Source organism: Roseateles sp. GW821-FHT09B06 (assembly GCF_059418245.1).
Genome location: NZ_JBWKPM010000013.1, coordinates 65,749 through 83,239, shown reverse-complemented (window position 1 = coordinate 83,239; position 17,491 = coordinate 65,749). Strand labels below are relative to the sequence as shown.

Genomic DNA, 17,491 nt, shown 5'->3' with positions numbered 1-17,491 from the left:
CGGCGAAAACCGTTCGGAGCGCAGTGGGCCAAAATTGGTCCCAAAGTACGAATCCGCGACCCGAACGGGGCGTTTCGGGCGGATTCGGGAAACCACGGGACAAATGAAAAGACCCACGCAACTGACGCTGCGCGGGTCCTGAGATGGTGGGCGGTGAGGGTTTCGAACCCCCGACCCCGACAGTGTGAATGTCGTGCTCTACCCCTGAGCTAACCGCCCTTGCGGCCGTCTTTGCACTCGCAAAGACGGATACAGGAATGGGTATTTCCTTAGCCGGAAAACCAGCAACGACAAACCTGGTGGGCGGTGCAGGGTTCGAACCTGCGACCCCTGCCGTGTGAAGGCAGTGCTCTACCGCTGAGCTAACCGCCCGGTCTGGTGTCGCTGCATTCGCCTGTTGCCAAGCAATTGCTAACCGGGAAGCCCGCGATTATGCCATGGCTTTTCCTGATCAATCAAGAAACTTGCCAGATTCTTTTGCCGCCGCTGGCCTTGTCCAGCTCGGCCAGTGCGGCCTCATGAGCCGTCAGCTCGGCCTCGGTAGGCGTCAGCACCGGCAGCGTGAAACGGCTGAAATCGACCGCCTCGATCTGCAGATCGCCACCGGCCTGGCTGGACGTTCCCTCGCTCTCGTCGATCACCAGGGAGTCCTGGCCGCGGGTCATGTTGATATAGACCTGGGCCAGCAGTTCGGCATCCAGCAGCGCGCCGTGGAAGGTCCGGTTCGAGTTGTCCACCTCCAGACGGCGGCACAAGGCGTCCAGCGAGTTGGCCTTGCCGGGGAACATCTCGCGCGCCATCAGCAGGGTGTCGCGCACGCCGCCGGCGATGTCGGTGATCGGCGGGCGGCGCAGGCGCTTCAGCTCGGCGTTGATGAAACCGAGGTCGAAGGGCGCGTTGTGGATCACCAGCTCCGCACCGGCCACATAGTCCAGGAACTGCGTGGCGATCTCGGCGAACTTGGGCTTGGTGGAAAGGAATTCCTCGGTCAGGCCGTGCACCCGCAGCGCTTCCTCGTGGCTGGCGCGTTCGGGGTTGATGTAGAGATGCAGGTTGTTGCCGGTGAGCTGGCGGTTGACCATCTCGACGCAGCCGATCTCGACCAGGCGGTCGCCGTTCTCGGCATACAGGCCGGTGGTTTCGGTATCGAAGAAGATTTGACGCATGGGAGCAGAGCGGGATTCAGGAAGGCCGGCGGCGGCCGGCCCAGAGCCAGATCGCGATGCCGGCGGCGATCATCGGCAGGGACAGCCATTGTCCCTGACTGAGCGCCAGCGCCCTGAGGCCCAGGAAGTCGTCCGGCTCGCGGAAGAACTCGGCCAGGAAGCGGAAGATGCCATAGCCGATCAGGAACATGCCCGAGACCTGCCCCGTCGCACGCGGCTTCCTGGCATAGAACCACAGCAGCACGAACAGCAGCAGGCCTTCACCCAGGAACTGGTAGACCTGCGAGGGATGGCGCGCCACACCCAGACCACCAGCGCCATCCTGCGCCTGCGGGAACACCATGGCCCAGGGCAGCGAGGGATCGGCCGCCCTGCCCCACAGCTCGCCGTTGATGAAGTTGCCGACCCGGCCCGCGGCCAGACCGGTGGGCACACAGGGCGCGATCAGGTCGGTCACCTCGAAGAAGCGTCGGCCGCGCAGCCTGGCGAACAGCCACATCGCCACGATCACGCCCAGCAGACCGCCATGGAAGGCCATGCCGCCCTTCCAGACCGCCAGCACCTCGCCCAGGTGGTGCAGGTAGTAGTCCGGCTTGTAGAACAGCACATAGCCCAGGCGCCCGCCCAGCACCACGCCCAGCACGCCGAAGAACAGCAGGTCGTCGACATCGCGCTTGGCCCAGCCGGCGGCGGCGAACTGCGGCTGGCGCACCTTCAGATTGGCCAGCCAGAGGAACAGGCCGAAGGCGGCCAGATAGGTCAGACCGTACCAATGCACGGCCAGCGGGCCGAGCTTGATGGCGATGGGATCGAACTGGGGGTGAACCAGCATGGCGGCGCTTCTCGGATGGACAGGTCGCGCATCATAAGGGGGCTCAGTTCGGCTTCAGGCAGGCTCGCACATGGGCGACGAAGCGCTGCACCGCCGGAGAGGCATCGCGGCGCCAGATCAGGCTGGTGGCGCTGACCGGCACCGCACCGGCCACCGGCCGGTAGACCACGCCCGTGCGCTGCAATCCCATCACCGAGGCCGGCACCCAGGCCACGCCCATGCCGGCCGAGACCAGGTTGACGATGGTCTGCATCTGGATGGCCTCCTGCGCGATCACCGGTGCGGCGCCCTGCGCGCGGTAGAAGGCCAGCACCGCATCGAACAGCGAGGGCGCGATGTCGCGGGGGAAGATCACCAGCGGCAGGTGCAGGATGCTGGTCGCCGGCAGGCGTTCGCGCGCCGCCAGCTCCTGCTGCTGTTCGCTGAGCGCCAGCACCAGGGGCTCGCGCGCGATGGCCAGCGCCTCGAAGCCGGCCGGCAGCGCATCCGGCGCATGGATCACGAAACCGGCATCCAGCTCGTCCGCGGCGAAGCCCTGCAGTTGCACGTCCAAGGTGGCCTCGCGCAAGCTCAGGGCGATGTCGGGCTGCCGCTCGCGAAAGCTGCGCAGCCAGCGCGGCAGCTCGCCGAAACCCACGGTCGAGACGAAACCCAGGCGCAGCCGTCCGCGCCGCCCTTCGGCCGCCGCGCGCGCCAGGGCCGGCAGGCCCTCGGCCTCGGCCAGCAGGCGTCGTGCCTCCGGCAGCAGGGCCGCGCCCGCGGCGCTCAGGGCCACCGAGCGGCTGCTGCGCTCGAACAGCGGCACGCCCAGGGCGGCCTCCAGCTTCTGGATCGCCTGGGTCAGCGGCGGCTGGGTCATGTGCAAGCGCGCGGCCGCGCGGCCGAAGTGCAATTCCTCGGCGACCGCCAGGAACTGGCGCAGGCTTCGCAGCTCAATCATTCATGTTTAACGTATTAATCTAGACTGAATAATATATTTGATCAGCGATCAGGCACAGCCCATACTGCGGCATTCACCCAAGCCTTTCCGTCAGGAGACAAGCCCCATGAGCTTCAACCGCCGCTCCAAGAACATCACCGAGGGCGTGGCCCGCGCCCCGAACCGTTCCATGTACTACGGCATGGGCTACCAGGAGACGGACTTCGGCAAGCCGATGATCGGCATCGCCAACGGCCACTCGACGATCACGCCCTGCAACTCCGGCCTGCAGAAGCTGGCCGATGCCGCCGTGATCGGCCTGAAGGCCGCCGGCGCCAATGCGCAGCTGTTCGGCACACCGACCATCAGCGACGGCATGGCGATGGGCACCGAGGGCATGAAGTACAGCCTGGTCTCGCGCGAGGTGATCTCCGACTGCGTCGAGACCTGCGTCGGCGGCCAATGGCTGGACGGCGTGATGGTGATCGGCGGCTGCGACAAGAACATGCCCGGCGGCATGATGGGCATGCTGCGCGCCAATGTGCCGGCCATCTACATCTATGGCGGCACCATCAAGCCGGGCCACTACAAGGGCCAGGACCTGAACATCGTCAGCGTGTTCGAGGCCGTCGGCCAGTTCAGCGCCGGCAAGATGAGCGAAGAGGACTTCTGCCAGATCGAGAAGCGCGCGATCCCCGGCAGCGGCTCCTGCGGCGGCATGTACACGGCCAACACCATGAGCTCGGCCTTCGAGGCCCTGGGCATGAGCCTGCCCTACTCCTCCAGCATGTCCAATGTCGAGGACGAGGTGGTCGAGAACGTCAGGAAGGCGTCCGCCGTGCTGGTCGAGGCGGTCAAAAGGGACCTGAAGCCGCGCGACATCGTCACCAAGAAGGCGATCGAGAACGCCGTCGCCGTGATCATGGCCACCGGCGGCTCGACCAATGCGGTGCTGCATTTCCTGGCGATCGCCCATGCGGCCGAGGTCGACTGGACCATCGACGACTTCGAGCGCATGCGCAAGAAGATCCCCGTCCTCTGCGACCTGAAGCCCAGCGGCAAATACCTGGCGGTGGACCTGCACAAGGCCGGCGGCATCCCGGCGGTGATGAAGCTGCTGTTGAAGGCCGGCCTGCTGCACGGCGACTGCATCACGATCACCGGCAAGACCGTGGCCGAGAATCTGGCCGAGGTGCCGGAGCTGCGCGCCGACCAGGACGTCATCCGCGCGGTCGCCGACCCGATGTACGAGCAGGGCCATCTGGCCATCCTGCGCGGCAATCTCTCGCCCGAGGGCTGCGTCGCCAAGATCACCGGCCTGAAGAACCCGGTCATCACCGGCCCGGCGCGCGTGTTCGACGACGAGCAGAGCGCGCTGGCCGCCATCATGGCCGGTCAGATCAGGGCCGGCGACGTGATGGTCTTGCGCTATCTGGGACCCAAGGGCGGCCCGGGCATGCCCGAGATGCTGGCGCCCACCGGCGCGCTGATCGGCCAGGGCCTGGGCGAGAGCGTCGGCCTGATCACCGACGGCCGCTTCTCCGGCGGCACCTGGGGCATGGTGGTCGGCCATGTGGCGCCCGAGGCCTACGAGGGCGGCAACATTGCGCTGGTGCAGGAAGGCGACTCGATCACGATCGACGCACACCGGCTGCAGCTGGAGCTGCATGTGGACGCGGCCGAGCTGGCCAGGCGCCGTGCGGCCTGGAAACAGCCGGCGCCGCGCTATACGCGGGGCGTGCTGGCCAAGTTCGCCAAATGCGCGTCGAGTGCCAGTTCGGGGGCGGTGCTGGACAAATTCGATTGAGCCCGCAAAGCGGGCTCGGCCAGGACCGCTGCGGGCCTGGCCTGAATTCGCGCAGCGACTGCAGATCGAATTTGGGCGCCGGCTCGCCAGAGCCGGCGTCACAAGTTTGCTTGAGCTTCGACCGCAGCAGCGATGACAAAGGGCGCCCATGGCGCCCTTCTCTGTTTCACGCCGGCCGGCCGGTCAGCGCCGCCGCTGCTTCTCGCCCTGCCCCAGCGCCTCCAGCGACTTCTCACGCCGCGCTTCCTTCTTCTCGTCCATGCGCCTCATGGCCTTCTTCTGGGTCAGGCCGCTGGCATCGGCCCAGGCCCACCACAGCACGGCCAGGCCGAACGGGGCCAGCACCCACAGCCAACTCCATTCGCCGACCGGTGACACGCCCAGCAGTTTGAGCACGAGCAAGACCAGGCCTATTCCCACGAACCACATTGCGCCCAACTCCTGTTGCGGCCCGGCAGACTCCGGGCGCCGACACTACAATGCCTGACGGCTGTCCTGCCAGGAATGTAGTGCAGATTGCCTCACCCCAACCCAGCTGAATGGAAGAAAGAAAGGAAGCCATGAAGTCCTCTCTGATCGCCCTGGCCGCAATGGCCGCCGCAATGGCCGCTCCGGCCGTCTATGCCAACGCCGAACTGGCGCAGAAGAAGAACTGCATGGCCTGCCATGCCCTCGACAAGAAGCTGGTGGGCCCGTCCTACAAGGATGTGGCCGCCAAGTACGGCAAGGACAAGGATGCCGTCGCCAAGCTGGCCGACAAGATCGTCAAGGGCGGCTCCGGCGTCTGGGGCCCCGTGCCGATGCCGGCGAATGCCCAGGTCAACGCCGAAGAGGCCAAGCAGCTGGCTCAATGGGTGCTGACGGTGAAGTAAGACCACCCCCTACGCGCTGCGCGCGCCCCCTCAAGGGGGCGGGCTCGGCAGACCGGCAAAGCCGGATCTGCGAGCCCCGCTGGATGTGCAAAGGCCCGCTTTCGCGGGCCTTTTGCTTCTTGACTGTCGGGGCTCAGTAGGCCTGACCCAATTGCTCAAGAATCGCGGGATTTTCCAGGGTGCTGGTGTCCTGGGTCACGCTCTCGCCCTTGGCCACCGAGCGCAGCAGGCGGCGCATGATCTTGCCGCTGCGGGTCTTGGGCAGGTTGTCGCCGAAACGGATGTCCTTGGGCTTGGCGATCGGGCCGATCTCCTTGGCCACATGGTCGCGCAGCTGCTTGGCGATCGCCTTGGCCTCCTCGCCGGTCGGGCGCGGGCGCTTCAGCACGACGAAGGCGCAGATCGCCTCGCCGGTCGTGTCGTCCGGCCGGCCCACGACGGCCGCCTCCGCCACCAGCTCGGTGCAGCCGACCAGGGCCGACTCGATCTCCATCGTGCCCATGCGGTGGCCCGACACGTTCAGCACATCGTCGATACGGCCGGTGATCGTGAAGTAGCCGGTCTCGGCATCGCGGATCGCACCGTCTCCCGCCAGGTAATAGCCCTTCAGCTCGGCCGGGTAGTAGCTCTTCTTGAAGCGCTCCGGGTCGCCGTAAATGGTGCGGATCATCGAGGGCCAGGGCTTCTTGACCACCAGGATGCCGCCCTGGCCGTTGGGCATGTCGTTGCCCAGTTCGTCCACGATGGCCGCCGCGATGCCCGGGAAGGGCAAGGTGCAGGAACCCGGCACCAGCGGCGTCGCGCCCGGCAGCGGCGTGATCATGTGGCCGCCGGTCTCGGTCTGCCAGAAGGTGTCGACGATCGGGCAGCGGCCGCCGCCGATATGGTGGTGATACCACTCCCAGGCGGCCGGATTGATCGGCTCGCCCACCGAGCCCAGGAGGCGCAGGCTCGTCAGGTCGTAGTTCTTGGGATGCACCGCCTCGTTGGTCTCGGCGGCCTTGATCAGCGAACGGATCGCGGTGGGCGCGGTGTAGAAGATCGAGACCTTGTGCTTCTGGATCATCTGCCAGAAGCGGCCGGCATCCGGGAAGGTCGGGATGCCTTCGAACACGATCTCGGTGCCGCCCAGGGCCAAGGGGCCATAAGTGATGTAGGTATGGCCGGTCACCCAGCCGATATCGGCCGTGCACCAGAACACGTCGTCGGGCTTCAGGTCGAAGGTCCATTTGGTGGTCAGCGCCGCATGCAGCAGATAGCCGCCGGTGCTGTGCTGCACGCCCTTGGGCTTGCCGGTCGAGCCCGAGGTGTAGAGCAGGAACAGCGGATGTTCGGCCTCCACCCATTCCGGCTCGCAGCTGCTGCTCTGGCCGGCCAGCACGTCGTGCAGCCAGCGGTCGCGCCCCTCGACCCAGGCGATCTTGCCGCCGGTGCGCTGGTAGACGATCACGTCCTTGCAGCTCGGGCAGCTGTTGTCGGCCAGGGCCTCGTCGACGATGGCCTTCAGCGGCAGGGCCTTGCCGCCGCGCTGCTGCTCGTCGGCCGTGATCACCATCACCGCGCCGGCATCCTGCACGCGGTCGCGCAGGCTCTGGGCCGAGAAGCCGCCGAACACCACCGAGTGCGTGGCGCCGATACGGGCGCAGGCCTGCATCGCGGCCACGCCCTCCACCGACATCGGCATGTAGATGACGACGCGGTCGCCCTTCTTGACGCCGCGCGCCTTCAGCGCATTCGCCAGGGTCGCAACCTTGTTCAAGAGCTCGCGGTAGCTGACCCTGCTGACATCGCCGTTGTCGGCCTCGAAGATGATCGCGATCTTGTCGCCCAGGCCGGCCTCGATCTGGCGGTCCAGGCAGTTGTAGGAGACATTGAGCCGGCCGTCCTCGAACCACTTGAAGAACGGCGCATCGCTGTCGTTCAGCACCTTGGTGAAAGGGGTCTGCCAGCTGACCAGCTCGCGCGCCAGACGCGCCCAATAGGCCTCGTGGTCGGCCTCGGCCTCGGCCACCAGGGCCAGATAGCCCTCCATGCCCTTGACATGGGCCGACGCCACCCAGGCGGGGCTGGGCAGATATTGCTTGCTCTGTGTCATCGCTTGTCTCCTCGGGCACGCCGTTATTGCGAAACTGGCGCAACTGTGCGTGCGGTCTCTGACGAACCCCTTACTCTAGCGGCCCTGTCACGGGCCCGGCCTAGAATCGCCCCCCGTCAAAGCCCCATCATCGATACGCGATAACCCTATGAGCCAGCGCCCCCTGCGTCCCCTGCCCAATCTGATCTTCGCCAGCCGCTGGCTGCAGCTGCCGCTCTACCTGGGCCTGATCCTGGCGCAGGGCGTCTATGTGTTCCAGTTCTGGACCGAACTGGTGCACCTGATCGAGGCCGCCTTCGGCCATCAGGACGCGCTGGCCATGCTGGTCAAGAGCATCGGCTACAAGGCCACGCCGATCAAGGACGTGGCCGGCGCCATCATCGGCTACGAGCCGATCGCCAAGCTCAACGAGACCATCCTGATGCTGGTCGTGCTGGGCCTGATCGACGTGGTGATGATCTCCAACCTGCTGATCATGGTGATCGTCGGGGGCTACGAGACCTTCGTCTCGCGCATGGGCCTGGAGAGCCACCCCGACCAGCCGGAATGGCTGAGCCATGTCAACGCCTCGGTGCTGAAGGTCAAGCTGGCCACCGCCATCATCGGCATCTCCTCGATCCATCTGCTGAAGACCTTCATCAACGCCGACAACTACGCGGAGAAGACGCTGCTGTGGCAGACCCTGATCCATATCGCCTTCCTGCTGTCGGCGCTGGCCATCGCCGCCACCGACCGCCTGCTGTCCGGCCCCGCGCACGGCGGCGGCGACAACAAGCACTGAACCCGCTCAGCGCGGCGGGCGTGCCCGCGCCAGGATCAGCGCGCCCAAAGCGCCCGAGATCAGCGAGCCGCCCAGCACGCCGAGCTTGACGCGGGTTTCGAAGCCGGCGTCCAGGCCCGCGAAGGCCAGGCCGCCGATGAACAGACTCATCGTGAAGCCGATGCCGCACAGCACGCAGACGCCGAACAACTGCGCGGCGCTCGCGCCGGCCGGCCTGGCGGCCAGCCCGAGCCTGATCATCAGCCAGGAGCTGCCATAAACGCCCACGGCCTTGCCCAGCAGCAGGCCCAGCGCGATGCCCAGCGACAGCGGATCGAGCAGGTCCGCGGGCTGCAGCCCCTGCAGCGACACCCCCGCATTCGCGAACGCGAACATCGGCAGGACCCCGAAGGCCACCCAGGGATGCAGGCCATGCTCCAGGGTCTCGAGCGGCGAATGGCCGGCATCCTCCCTGGCGCGCATCGGAATGAACAGCGCGGTGGCCACGCCGGCCAGCGTGGCATGCACGCCGGACTTCAGCACGCACAGCCACATCAGCAGCCCGACGGCCAGATAGACGTCGACCCGGCTCACGCCGGCACGGTTCAGCAGCGCCAGCACGGCAAGGCAAGCCCCGGCCCCGAGCAGCATCAGCGGCGACAGCTGATGGGTGTAGAACAGCGCGATCACGACGATGGCCCCCAGGTCGTCGATGATCGCCACCGCGGTCAGGAAGATCTTCAGCGAGGCCGGCACCCGCGAGCCCAGCAGCATCACGATGCCGATCGCAAAAGCGATGTCGGTGGCGGCCGGAATGGCCCAGCCGCGCAGCGCCTCGCCGTCGCCCCAGTTGATCGCCGCATAGATCAACGCCGGCACCACCATGCCGCCCAGCGCGGCGACGGCCGGCAGCACCGCTTGCGAGCGGGTCGACAGCTCGCCGGCGACGAACTCGCGCTTGATCTCCAGCCCCACCAGCAGGAAGAACACCGCCATCCAGAGGTCGTTGACCCAGACGATCAGCGGTTTACTCAGCATCAGGGCGCTCTCCGAACCCGCCGGCCCGATGCGCAGTTCGCCCGGCAGTTGCGTGAACGCCTGGTACAGGGGTGCCCAGGGCGAATTGCTGATGATCAGCGCGGCCAGCGCGGCGATCGCCAGCACGATGCCGCCGCTCGATTCACTGGCAAAAAACTTCCTCAATCCCGGCGTCATCGGCAGGTCCTCCCCTGGTTCAGTAAACTTGCGGTCCAGTTTCTCAGAGTTTTTCCCGACTGGACCTCACGCCATGAGCACCACCATCCGCTACGCCGACCTCGTCGACAGCGTCGCCGCCGCCCTGCAGTACATCAGCTACTACCACCCGGCCGACTACATCCAGCATCTGGCCCGCGCCTACGAGCGCGAGCAGAGCGCCGCGGCCAAGGACGCGATCGCGCAGATCCTGACCAACTCGAAGATGTGCGCCGAGGGCCGCCGCCCGATCTGCCAGGACACCGGCATCGTCAACGTGTTCCTGAAGATCGGCATGGACGTGCGCTTCGCGGACTTCCCCGGCTCGATCGAGGACGCGGTCAACGAGGGCGTGCGCCGCGCCTACAACCACCCGGACAACAAGCTGCGCGCCTCGGTGCTGAACGACCCGATCTTCGAGCGCAAGAACACCAGGGACAACACGCCCGCCGTCATCAGCATGAGCCTGGTGCCGGGTGCCACGGTGGACGTGATGGTCGCGGCCAAGGGCGGCGGCTCGGAGAACAAGAGCAAGTTCGCGATGATGAACCCCAGCGACAACCTGGTCGACTGGGTGCTCAAGACCGTGCCGCTGATGGGCGCCGGCTGGTGTCCGCCGGGCATGCTGGGCATCGGCGTCGGCGGCACCGCCGAGAAGGCCATGCTGATGGCCAAAGAGTCCCTGATGGACGACATAGACATGTACGAGCTGCTGGAGCGCGGCCCGCAAAACAAGCTCGAGGAGCTGCGCATCGAGCTCTACGAGAAGGTCAATGCGCTGGGCATCGGCGCCCAGGGCCTGGGCGGCCTGACGACCGTGCTGGAAGTCAAGATCAAGACCTACCCGACCCACGCCGCCTCCAAGCCGGTCGCGATGATCCCGAACTGCGCGGCCACTCGCCACGCCCACTTCGTGCTGGACGGCTCCGGCCCCAGCTATCTGGAAGCACCCAGCCTGGACCTGTGGCCCGACGTCAAGTGGGCGCCGGACTACAACAAGAGCAAGAGCGTCGACCTCAACAAGCTCACCAAGGAAGAGGTCGCCAGCTGGAAGCCCGGCGACACCCTGCTGCTCAGCGGCAAGATGCTGACCGGCCGCGACGCCGCCCACAAGCGCATCCAGGAGATGCTGGCCAAGGGCGAGAAGCTGCCGGTGGACTTCACGAACCGCGTGATCTATTACGTCGGTCCGGTCGACCCGGTGCGCGACGAGGTGGTCGGCCCGGCCGGCCCCACGACCGCCACGCGCATGGACAAGTTCACCGACATGATGCTGGAGCAGACCGGCCTGATCGCGATGATCGGCAAGGCCGAGCGCGGCCCGGTGGCGATCGAGTCGATCAAGAAGCACAAGAGCGCCTACCTGATGGCCGTCGGCGGCGCCGCCTACCTGGTGTCCAAGGCCATCAAGTCCGCCCCGGTGGTCGGCTTCGAGGACCTGGGCATGGAAGCGATCTACGAGTTCGACGTCGTGGACATGCCGGTCACCGTGGCGGTGGACGCCGGCGGCACCAGCGCTCACATCACCGGCCCGGCCGAGTGGCAGGAGCGCATCGCCAGCGGCAAGGCCGTCAAGATCCCGGTGGCGGCCGGCTGATCCCGTCCGGCGCGCCGCGCCCATCAGGCCACCGCCCAGCGGTGGCCTTTTTCTTGCGCCTACACTCGACCGGCCAATCCGTCGGGGAGCATCGATGAGCAGATTCCGGGGGCGCAGCGCTCTGCTGATCGCGGCCGTCACCATCCTGAGCGGCGCCGCGCTGGCCGCACCGGCCAGGAAGCCGGGCAAGCCCGCGGCGACGGTGGTGGCGGCGCCCGCCCCGGCACCGGCGCCTGCGCCCCCTTTGCTGGTGCGCGAACTCGGCGGCATCGACGAGTACCGGCTCGCCAACGGCCTGCAGCTGCTGCTGTTCCCCGACGTTTCCAAGCCGACCATCACGGTGAACCTGGTCTACAAGGTCGGCAGCCGCCACGAGGGCGCCGGCGAGGCCGGCATGGCCCATCTGGTGGAGCACCTGCTGTTCAAGGGCACGCCCGAGTACGCCGACATCCCCGGCGAGCTGAGCCGCCGCGGCATGCGCTTCAACGGCACGACGACCGCCGACCGCACCAACTACTTCAGCAGCTTCAATGCCGACGACGAGACGCTCGCCTTCGCACTGCGGCTGGAAGCGAACCGCATGCTGCGCTCCAACATCCTGCGCGCCGACCTCGAGCGCGAGATGCCGGTGGTGCGCAACGAGCTGGAGATCGGCGAGAACAACCCCGCCCAGCTGCTGCGCCAGCGCGTCACCAGCGTGGCCTATCGCTTCCATCCCTATGGGCAGCCCACCATCGGCACCCTCAGCGATCTGCAGCAGGTGCCGATCGAGCGCCTGCAGGCCTTCTACCGCCAGCATTACCGGCCCGACAACGCGGTGCTGATGGTGGCCGGCCAGATCGACAAGGCGCGCACCCTGGCCCTGGTGCAGCAGAGCTTCGGTCCGCTGCCGCGCCCGGCCGCCGCGCTGCCCGAGGTCTACACGGTCGAGCCGCCGCAGGACGGCGAACGCATGGTGAGCCTGCGCCATGTCGGCGGCGCACCGCTCTTCCTCGCGGCCTACCATGTGCCGGCCTTCGCCCACCCGGACTGCGCCGCACTGGCGGTGCTGAGCCGTCTGCTGGCCCAGGCGCCCGGCGGCAGCCTGCACAAGAGCCTGGTGGAGGGCAAGCTGGCCGCCCAGGTCTTCGCCGGGGGCTGCGGCGGCTGGGATCCGGGGCTCTTCAATGTCGGCGCGCTGGCGGCGCCGGGCGCCAACCTCGCCGAGCTGGAGCGCCGCCTGCTGGACGAGGTGGAGAACCGCGCCCGCGAGGGCTTCGGGCCCGAGGAGGTGCAGCGCATCGCCGCCCAGTTCGAACTCGGCTACCGCCAGATCCTCAAGACGCCCGAGCAGGCGGTGCTGCTGATGTCCGAGGCGGTGGCCGCCGGCGACTGGCGCCTGGTGTTCAAGACCCTGGATGGCGTGCGCAGCGTCGGCATCGACGATGTGCGGCGCGTCGCCGCCCGCTATCTGCGCCCGGCCAACCGCAACCTGGGCCGCTATCTGCCGGTCCAGCAGGCCGACCGGGTCGAGATCCCGGCCGTGGGCGCGCGCGACGCCGGCCTCGATGGGCTGAAACTCGACCAGTTGCTGGCCGAGGGCGAGGTCTTCGACCCCAGCCCCGCCGCGCTGCAGGCGCGCACCCAGCGCCTGAGCCTGCCCAGCGGCATCAAGCTGGCCCTGCTGCCCAAACAGAACCGCGGCGATGCGGTGCTGCTGCAGATGCGCCTGCGCTGGGCCGCGCTGCCCGAGGTGACCCAGGCTCGCGGCGCCGCCTTCGTCGACCGCATGCTGGCCGAGGGCACGGCGACCCGCGACCGCCAAGCCCTGCTGGACGAGGCCGTCAGGCTGAAGGGTCGCTTCACGATCGGCGGCCACCCGCAGGGCGCCACCCTGCTGCTGCAGGCCGAGCGCGACACCCTGCTGCCCCTGCTGGCCCTGGTGCAGCAGTTGCTGCGCCAGCCCGCCCTGCCGGAGCCGGCCTTCGCGCGGCTCAAGGGCCAGGCGCTGGCCGCGCTCGCCTCCGGCGGCCGCGACCCCGAGTCGCTGCGCCAGGAGCAGGTCCGCCAGCACTACAACCAGGCGCGCGGCCTGAACCCCGGCCAGCCCGGCTATCTGTGGAGCCGCGCCGAGCGCCTGGAGCAGCTGCGCGCCACCGAGCTCGCCGATGTGCGCGAGTTCTACCAGCGCTACTGGTCGGCCAACAGCGCCGAGATCGCCGCGGTGGGCTCCCTGCCCGAGGGCCTGGAGACCGAGATCGAGCGCCTGTTCGGCGACTGGAAGAAGCCCGCGGCACCGGCCTTCCAGCGCTGGCGCACGCCGTACCGGCCGGTGCCGCCGCTGCGCGTCGACGTGCAGGTCGGCGACAAGGCGAATGCCGTGCTGCTGATGCGCCAGGAGCTGCGCCTGTCCAACGACGCGGCCGACTACCCCGCCCTGCTGCTGGCCAACCAGATGCTGGGCGGCGGCATCGATTCGCGCCTGGCGCGGCGGCTGCGCCAGCAGGACGGCCTGAGCTACCGCCTCGGCTCGCAGCTGCAGGCCGAGCGCTGGGACGAGGCCGGCGCCTGGCTGGTCAGCGCCAACTTCGCGCCGGAGAATCGCGAGCGCATCCTGGCCGGCCTGCAGGCCGAGATCACGAATCTGCTGAGCCAGGGCTTCGGCGCCGCCGAGCTGGAACACGCGCGCAACGAACTGCTGCAGGCGCGCCGGCGCCTGCGCAGCGAGGACGCCGCCCTGGCCGGCCTGCTGCTGGAGCAGTTCGACAGCGACGAGGACTGGACGCGCCTGGACCGCGACGAGAAACGCCTGCGCAGCATCGGCCTGGACGAGGTCAATGCCGCGCTGCGCCGCCATCTGCAGCCCGCCGCCTGGGTGATCTCCACCGCCGGCGACTACCAGGCCCGCCCGCCGCGATGACGGCGCATTGACGCGGCGCCGCGGGGCGCCTCCCTCTCAGGGAGGATGGCGGGGTCGGGTCTTGCCGGGGCAAGATCCCGCATCGGTCATCCCCACGAAAAAGCGCGGCGCCCTGCGGCACCGACGCCGGGACGCCGCCTGCGACGAACCCGGGGAGGGGCGATGTGGATCTCGACGTTCTGGTATGAAAAGCTGCCGGCGCTGTACGCCGGCGCGGGCCTGCTGAGCCTGGCCCTGCTGGGCCGCCCCGCGGCCTTCAGCGCGACCCTGCTGCTGGGGGCCGCGGGCCTGGTTGCCTGGTGGCGCCACGAGCACCGTCGGCCCGCTTGACCACAGGCTTGATCAGGCCACCCGGAACACCCTGACCAGCGCGCTCAGGCGTTCGGCCTGCTGGCTCAGGCTCTGTGCCGCGGCCGTGCTCTGCTCCACCAGCGCGGCGTTCTGCTGGGTCACCTCGTCGAGCTGGCCGACCGCCAGGCTGACCTGCTGGATGCCGCCGCTCTGCTCGCTGGTGGCGCTGGAGATCTCGCTGATCAGGCTGGAGACGCGCTGCACCTGTCCGACCAATTCACCCATGGTCTGGCCGGCCTGCTGCACCTGGCGCGCGCCGTCCTCCACCTTCTCGACGTTCTCGGCGATCAGGCCCTTGATCTCGCGCGCCGCCTGGGCCGAGCGCTGGGCCAGGCTGCGCACCTCGGAGGCCACGACCGCGAAGCCGCGCCCCTGCTCGCCGGCGCGCGCCGCCTCCACCGCGGCATTCAGGGCCAGGATATTGGTCTGGAAGGCGATGCCGTCGATCACCGCGGTGATGTCGGCGATCTTGTGGCTCTGCGCGCTGATGGCCTGCATCGTGCTGACCACCTGGCCGACCGCCGAACCGCCCTGGCTGGCCACGCCGCTGGCGCTGCTGGCCAGCAAGGTGGCCTGGCGCGCCGACTCGGCGTTGTGCTGCACGGTGGAGCTCAGCTGGTCCATCGAAGAGGCCGCCTGCTGCAGGCTGCTGGCCTGGTGCTCGGTACGGCCGGACAGGTCCTGGTTGCCCGCCGCGATCTCGCCGGAGGCCAGCGCGATGCTCTGCGCCGTCTCGTTGACATCGGCCACCAGCGCGCGCAGCGCGTCGCGGGTGCGCTGCAGCGCGGCCATCATGCTGGACGCATCGCCCTGCGCCACCGGCACGGCGGCCAGCAGGTCGCCGGCGGCGACGCGCTCCAGCACCTCGCGCGCGATGGCCGGGTCCCCGCCCAGCTCGCGCTGCACATGGCGGCGCAGCGCCAGCAGCGCCACCAGGCCGACGATCACGCTCAGGCCCACCAGGCCCAGCACGGTCCAGCGCGCCGAGCCCATCGCGGCCGCGGCCCGCGTCCGCGCCGCTTCCTTGTCGGCGCCGCTGGCCTTCTTCAGTTCCAGCAATTCGGCGCGCAGCTCGCGCCAGGCCGGGGTCTCCTGCTTGTTCAGCAGCGCGGCGGCCGTGGCGGCATCCTGCTGGGCCAGGCCGCGCACCTGCTGCTGCACATCGGCCAGCTTGCTGCGCATGCCGGCCATCGCCTGCAGCTTGGCGCCCTGCTCCGCCTGGGCGGCGGCGCGAGCCAGGCCTTCGGCCTTGTCGTAGGCCTTGGCGGCGGCGTCCAGGTTCTCGTAGGCCTTCTTGTTGGCCGGGTCCAGCACGATATTGCGCAGCGCCTGGCCCATCTGCAGGCCCTGGGCATACATCTCGTTGACCTCGGCGGCCAGGGCATCCTCGTGAGCGAAATAGTCGCCCAGCAGACGCTCCATCGAATGCGTGCCGATGGCGACCACCACACCCAGCACCAGCACCAGTCCGGCCGGCACCGCCAGCGCCAGACTCACACGCTGCATGAATCTCATCGTCGTCCCCTGTTCGAGTTATGAAACTGCGGGGATGGTAAGGAGACGTTCGGCCCGGACGCCCGCACGACCCGCGGGAAAGCGGGCACAAATCACGCGGCGGGCCGGGCGCGGTGCAGCACGCGCTGCGGGAACGGGATCTCGATCCCCAACTCGTTCAGACGGCGCAGCAGGGCCAGGTTGACATCCGAGCGCACACCGCCCGCGCCGTTCTCCGGGTCGGCGATCCAGAAGCTCAGGGTCAGCTCCAGCCCGTCGGCCGCGAAGCTGGAGAGCTGCACGGCCGGTGCCGGCTCGGCCAGCACGCGCGGCACCGCCGCCACCACCTCGGCAAGGCGCGGCATCAGCGCGTCGAGGTCGGTGCCGTAGCCGACCTGCACGACCGTATTCAGCGCCACGCGCGGATCGGCCAGCGAGCTGTTCTCGACGCGCTGCGTGATCAGCATCTCGTTGGGCACCACCGCCTCGCGGCCATTGAGCGCACGGATCACGGTGTAGCGGGTCTTGATGTCGCTGATGCGGCCCTCGAAGTTGTCGACCTTGACCATGTCGCCGATGCGCAGCGAGCGCTCGGCCAGGATCACGAAGCCGCTCACATAGTTGGCCGCCAGCTTCTGCAGGCCGAAGCCGATGCCCACGCCCAGGGCACCGCCCAGCACGCCCAGCGCGGTCAGGTCGATGCCGGCGGCCGACAGCGCGAACAGCAGGCCGACGAACAGCAGCAGGGCACGCGTGATGTTGACGCCGATCTTGCGCATCGACAGATCGCTGGTGACATTGCGTAAGAGCCGCGCCTCGATCACCGAGGACAGCCACAGCGCCAGCACCAGCACCAGCACCGCGGTCAGCCCGCCCTCCAGCAACGCGCGCAGCGAGACCTGGTTGGCGCCCATCTTCCAGCGCACCTGGTCCAGCTCGTCCAGCACGACCGGCAGCACGCCGGTGATCCAGAGGATGGAGCCGCCCCAGGCCAGCCAGGACACGCTGCGCTCGACCAGCCTGACCCAGCCCGACTCGGGCAGCGCCGCGCGCAGCACCCGCGCGGTCAGCCGGATCGCCAGCAGCGACACCAGCACCGGCACCGCCAGCTTGAACAGCGCCGGCGCCATGCCCAGCCCCGGCAACAGGCGCCGCGCGCCCAGCGCCAGCAGCAGGGCCAGCACCGGGAACAGCACGCCGTCCACCACATGGCGGCCGAACAGCACCGACTGCGGCCCCGGCTGGCCGTCCAGGCGCGTCTTCAGGCGCCAGACGATCAGCCAGGCCAGCGCCAGGCAGGCCAGCACCAGAGCCAGTTCGGTCAGGGCGGCGGGTTTCAGGAGGGCCTGCCACAGGGCCTGCAGTTCGGTAACGGTCATCGCTTGGTTCATGCCCGCATTGTCGGTGCGTCGCGCGCGCCCACCGGCCGCTTTGCTATCGTGCGGGGTAGAAGCCTGCCACCTGGA

General features: G+C 68.5%; 14 protein-coding genes and 2 tRNA genes. 6 read left to right on the top strand and 10 right to left on the bottom strand.

Features of this window, described 5'->3' with window-relative positions; translation table 11 throughout:
• Positions 1 to 144: 144 nt before the first annotated feature.
• From AC07OQ_RS13455 to AC07OQ_RS13435, 5 genes are all read right to left on the bottom strand, one after another.
• Positions 145 to 219, bottom strand: a tRNA-Val gene (locus AC07OQ_RS13455).
• A gap of 78 nt (positions 220 to 297) precedes the next feature.
• Positions 298 to 372 (bottom strand) — tRNA-Val (locus AC07OQ_RS13450).
• Positions 373 to 455: 83 nt separating this feature from the next.
• Entirely contained in the window at positions 456 to 1,166 is a 711-nt protein-coding gene (gene dnaQ, locus AC07OQ_RS13445) for a DNA polymerase III subunit epsilon (protein ID WP_495053631.1), read from the bottom strand.
• Between the two features lie 16 nt (positions 1,167 to 1,182).
• Positions 1,183 to 1,998, bottom strand: coding sequence for a prolipoprotein diacylglyceryl transferase (gene lgt / locus AC07OQ_RS13440; protein WP_495053630.1), 816 nt, complete (start codon positions 1,996 to 1,998; stop codon positions 1,183 to 1,185).
• 43 nt (positions 1,999 to 2,041) lie between these two features.
• On the bottom strand, positions 2,042 to 2,938 hold the full coding sequence (locus tag AC07OQ_RS13435) for a LysR family transcriptional regulator (RefSeq protein ID WP_495053629.1): 897 nt from the start codon (positions 2,936 to 2,938) through the stop codon (positions 2,042 to 2,044).
• A gap of 106 nt (positions 2,939 to 3,044) precedes the next feature.
• On the opposite strand from AC07OQ_RS13435, the gene ilvD reads away from it, so the two are divergent.
• Positions 3,045 to 4,724 (top strand): dihydroxy-acid dehydratase, encoded by a 1,680-nt coding sequence (gene ilvD / locus AC07OQ_RS13430; protein ID WP_495053628.1) that lies wholly within the window; start codon positions 3,045 to 3,047, stop codon positions 4,722 to 4,724.
• Between the two features lie 183 nt (positions 4,725 to 4,907).
• Here ilvD and AC07OQ_RS13425 read toward each other — a convergent pair whose 3' ends face one another.
• Complete coding sequence (locus tag AC07OQ_RS13425; RefSeq protein WP_495053627.1) at positions 4,908 to 5,153, bottom strand: TIGR04438 family Trp-rich protein; 246 nt, start codon at positions 5,151 to 5,153, stop codon at positions 4,908 to 4,910.
• Positions 5,154 to 5,284: 131 nt separating this feature from the next.
• On the opposite strand from AC07OQ_RS13425, the gene AC07OQ_RS13420 reads away from it, so the two are divergent.
• Positions 5,285 to 5,596: a c-type cytochrome gene (locus AC07OQ_RS13420; RefSeq protein ID WP_495053626.1), complete on the top strand. Its 312-nt coding sequence runs from the start codon at positions 5,285 to 5,287 to the stop codon at positions 5,594 to 5,596.
• A gap of 133 nt (positions 5,597 to 5,729) precedes the next feature.
• Here the strand turns inward: AC07OQ_RS13420 and acs are convergent, their stop codons facing one another.
• Positions 5,730 to 7,691, bottom strand: coding sequence for an acetate--CoA ligase (gene acs / locus AC07OQ_RS13415; RefSeq protein WP_495053625.1), 1,962 nt, complete (start codon positions 7,689 to 7,691; stop codon positions 5,730 to 5,732).
• Between the two features lie 148 nt (positions 7,692 to 7,839).
• Between acs and AC07OQ_RS13410 the strand changes: the two genes are divergently transcribed.
• Positions 7,840 to 8,472, top strand: a complete 633-nt coding sequence (locus AC07OQ_RS13410; RefSeq protein WP_495053624.1) for a TIGR00645 family protein — start codon at positions 7,840 to 7,842, stop codon at positions 8,470 to 8,472.
• Positions 8,473 to 8,478: 6 nt separating this feature from the next.
• On the opposite strand, the gene nhaA is transcribed toward AC07OQ_RS13410, so the two are convergent.
• The gene (gene nhaA, locus AC07OQ_RS13405) at positions 8,479 to 9,666 is read right to left on the bottom strand and encodes a Na+/H+ antiporter NhaA (protein WP_495053623.1); all 1,188 of its coding nucleotides are present in this window, start codon (positions 9,664 to 9,666) and stop codon (positions 8,479 to 8,481) included.
• Positions 9,667 to 9,739: 73 nt separating this feature from the next.
• Here nhaA and AC07OQ_RS13400 point away from each other — a divergent pair, with 73 nt between their 5' ends.
• The 3 genes from AC07OQ_RS13400 to AC07OQ_RS13390 all read left to right on the top strand — a co-directional run bounded on the left by AC07OQ_RS13400 (position 9,740) and on the right by AC07OQ_RS13390 (position 14,510).
• Positions 9,740 to 11,281, top strand: a complete 1,542-nt coding sequence (locus AC07OQ_RS13400) for a fumarate hydratase (protein ID WP_495053622.1) — start codon at positions 9,740 to 9,742, stop codon at positions 11,279 to 11,281.
• Between the two features lie 94 nt (positions 11,282 to 11,375).
• Positions 11,376 to 14,180 (top strand): M16 family metallopeptidase, encoded by a 2,805-nt coding sequence (locus tag AC07OQ_RS13395; RefSeq protein WP_495053621.1) that lies wholly within the window; start codon positions 11,376 to 11,378, stop codon positions 14,178 to 14,180.
• A 162-nt stretch (positions 14,181 to 14,342) separates the two neighbouring features.
• Positions 14,343 to 14,510 (top strand): hypothetical protein, encoded by a 168-nt coding sequence (locus AC07OQ_RS13390; protein WP_495053620.1) that lies wholly within the window; start codon positions 14,343 to 14,345, stop codon positions 14,508 to 14,510.
• 12 nt (positions 14,511 to 14,522) lie between these two features.
• Here AC07OQ_RS13390 and AC07OQ_RS13385 read toward each other — a convergent pair whose 3' ends face one another.
• Together AC07OQ_RS13385 and AC07OQ_RS13380 are read right to left on the bottom strand one after the other, a co-directional pair.
• Positions 14,523 to 16,037 (bottom strand): methyl-accepting chemotaxis protein, encoded by a 1,515-nt coding sequence (locus AC07OQ_RS13385; RefSeq protein ID WP_495053619.1) that lies wholly within the window; start codon positions 16,035 to 16,037, stop codon positions 14,523 to 14,525.
• Between the two features lie 101 nt (positions 16,038 to 16,138).
• Complete coding sequence (locus AC07OQ_RS13380; protein WP_495053618.1) at positions 16,139 to 17,416, bottom strand: mechanosensitive ion channel family protein; 1,278 nt, start codon at positions 17,414 to 17,416, stop codon at positions 16,139 to 16,141.
• Positions 17,417 to 17,491: the final 75 nt, after the last annotated feature.

Bases quoted from the DNA above. Each gene is read 5' to 3' on its own strand.
- AC07OQ_RS13400 (WP_495053622.1), top strand. From the start codon at position 9,740: ATGAGCACCACCATCCGCTACGCCGACCTCGTCGACAGCGTCGCCGCC.
- AC07OQ_RS13380 (WP_495053618.1), bottom strand. From the start codon at position 17,416: ATGAACCAAGCGATGACCGTTACCGAACTGCAGGCCCTGTGGCAGGCC.
- AC07OQ_RS13385 (WP_495053619.1), bottom strand. From the start codon at position 16,037: ATGCAGCGTGTGAGTCTGGCGCTGGCGGTGCCGGCCGGACTGGTGCTG.
- AC07OQ_RS13395 (WP_495053621.1), top strand. From the start codon at position 11,376: ATGAGCAGATTCCGGGGGCGCAGCGCTCTGCTGATCGCGGCCGTCACC.
- AC07OQ_RS13410 (WP_495053624.1), top strand. From the start codon at position 7,840: ATGAGCCAGCGCCCCCTGCGTCCCCTGCCCAATCTGATCTTCGCCAGC.
- AC07OQ_RS13425 (WP_495053627.1), bottom strand. From the start codon at position 5,153: ATGTGGTTCGTGGGAATAGGCCTGGTCTTGCTCGTGCTCAAACTGCTG.
- AC07OQ_RS13435 (WP_495053629.1), bottom strand. From the start codon at position 2,938: ATGATTGAGCTGCGAAGCCTGCGCCAGTTCCTGGCGGTCGCCGAGGAA.
- nhaA (WP_495053623.1), bottom strand. From the start codon at position 9,666: ATGACGCCGGGATTGAGGAAGTTTTTTGCCAGTGAATCGAGCGGCGGC.
- acs (WP_495053625.1), bottom strand. From the start codon at position 7,691: ATGACACAGAGCAAGCAATATCTGCCCAGCCCCGCCTGGGTGGCGTCG.
- AC07OQ_RS13390 (WP_495053620.1), top strand. From the start codon at position 14,343: ATGTGGATCTCGACGTTCTGGTATGAAAAGCTGCCGGCGCTGTACGCC.
- AC07OQ_RS13420 (WP_495053626.1), top strand. From the start codon at position 5,285: ATGAAGTCCTCTCTGATCGCCCTGGCCGCAATGGCCGCCGCAATGGCC.
- ilvD (WP_495053628.1), top strand. From the start codon at position 3,045: ATGAGCTTCAACCGCCGCTCCAAGAACATCACCGAGGGCGTGGCCCGC.
- lgt (WP_495053630.1), bottom strand. From the start codon at position 1,998: ATGCTGGTTCACCCCCAGTTCGATCCCATCGCCATCAAGCTCGGCCCG.
- dnaQ (WP_495053631.1), bottom strand. From the start codon at position 1,166: ATGCGTCAAATCTTCTTCGATACCGAAACCACCGGCCTGTATGCCGAG.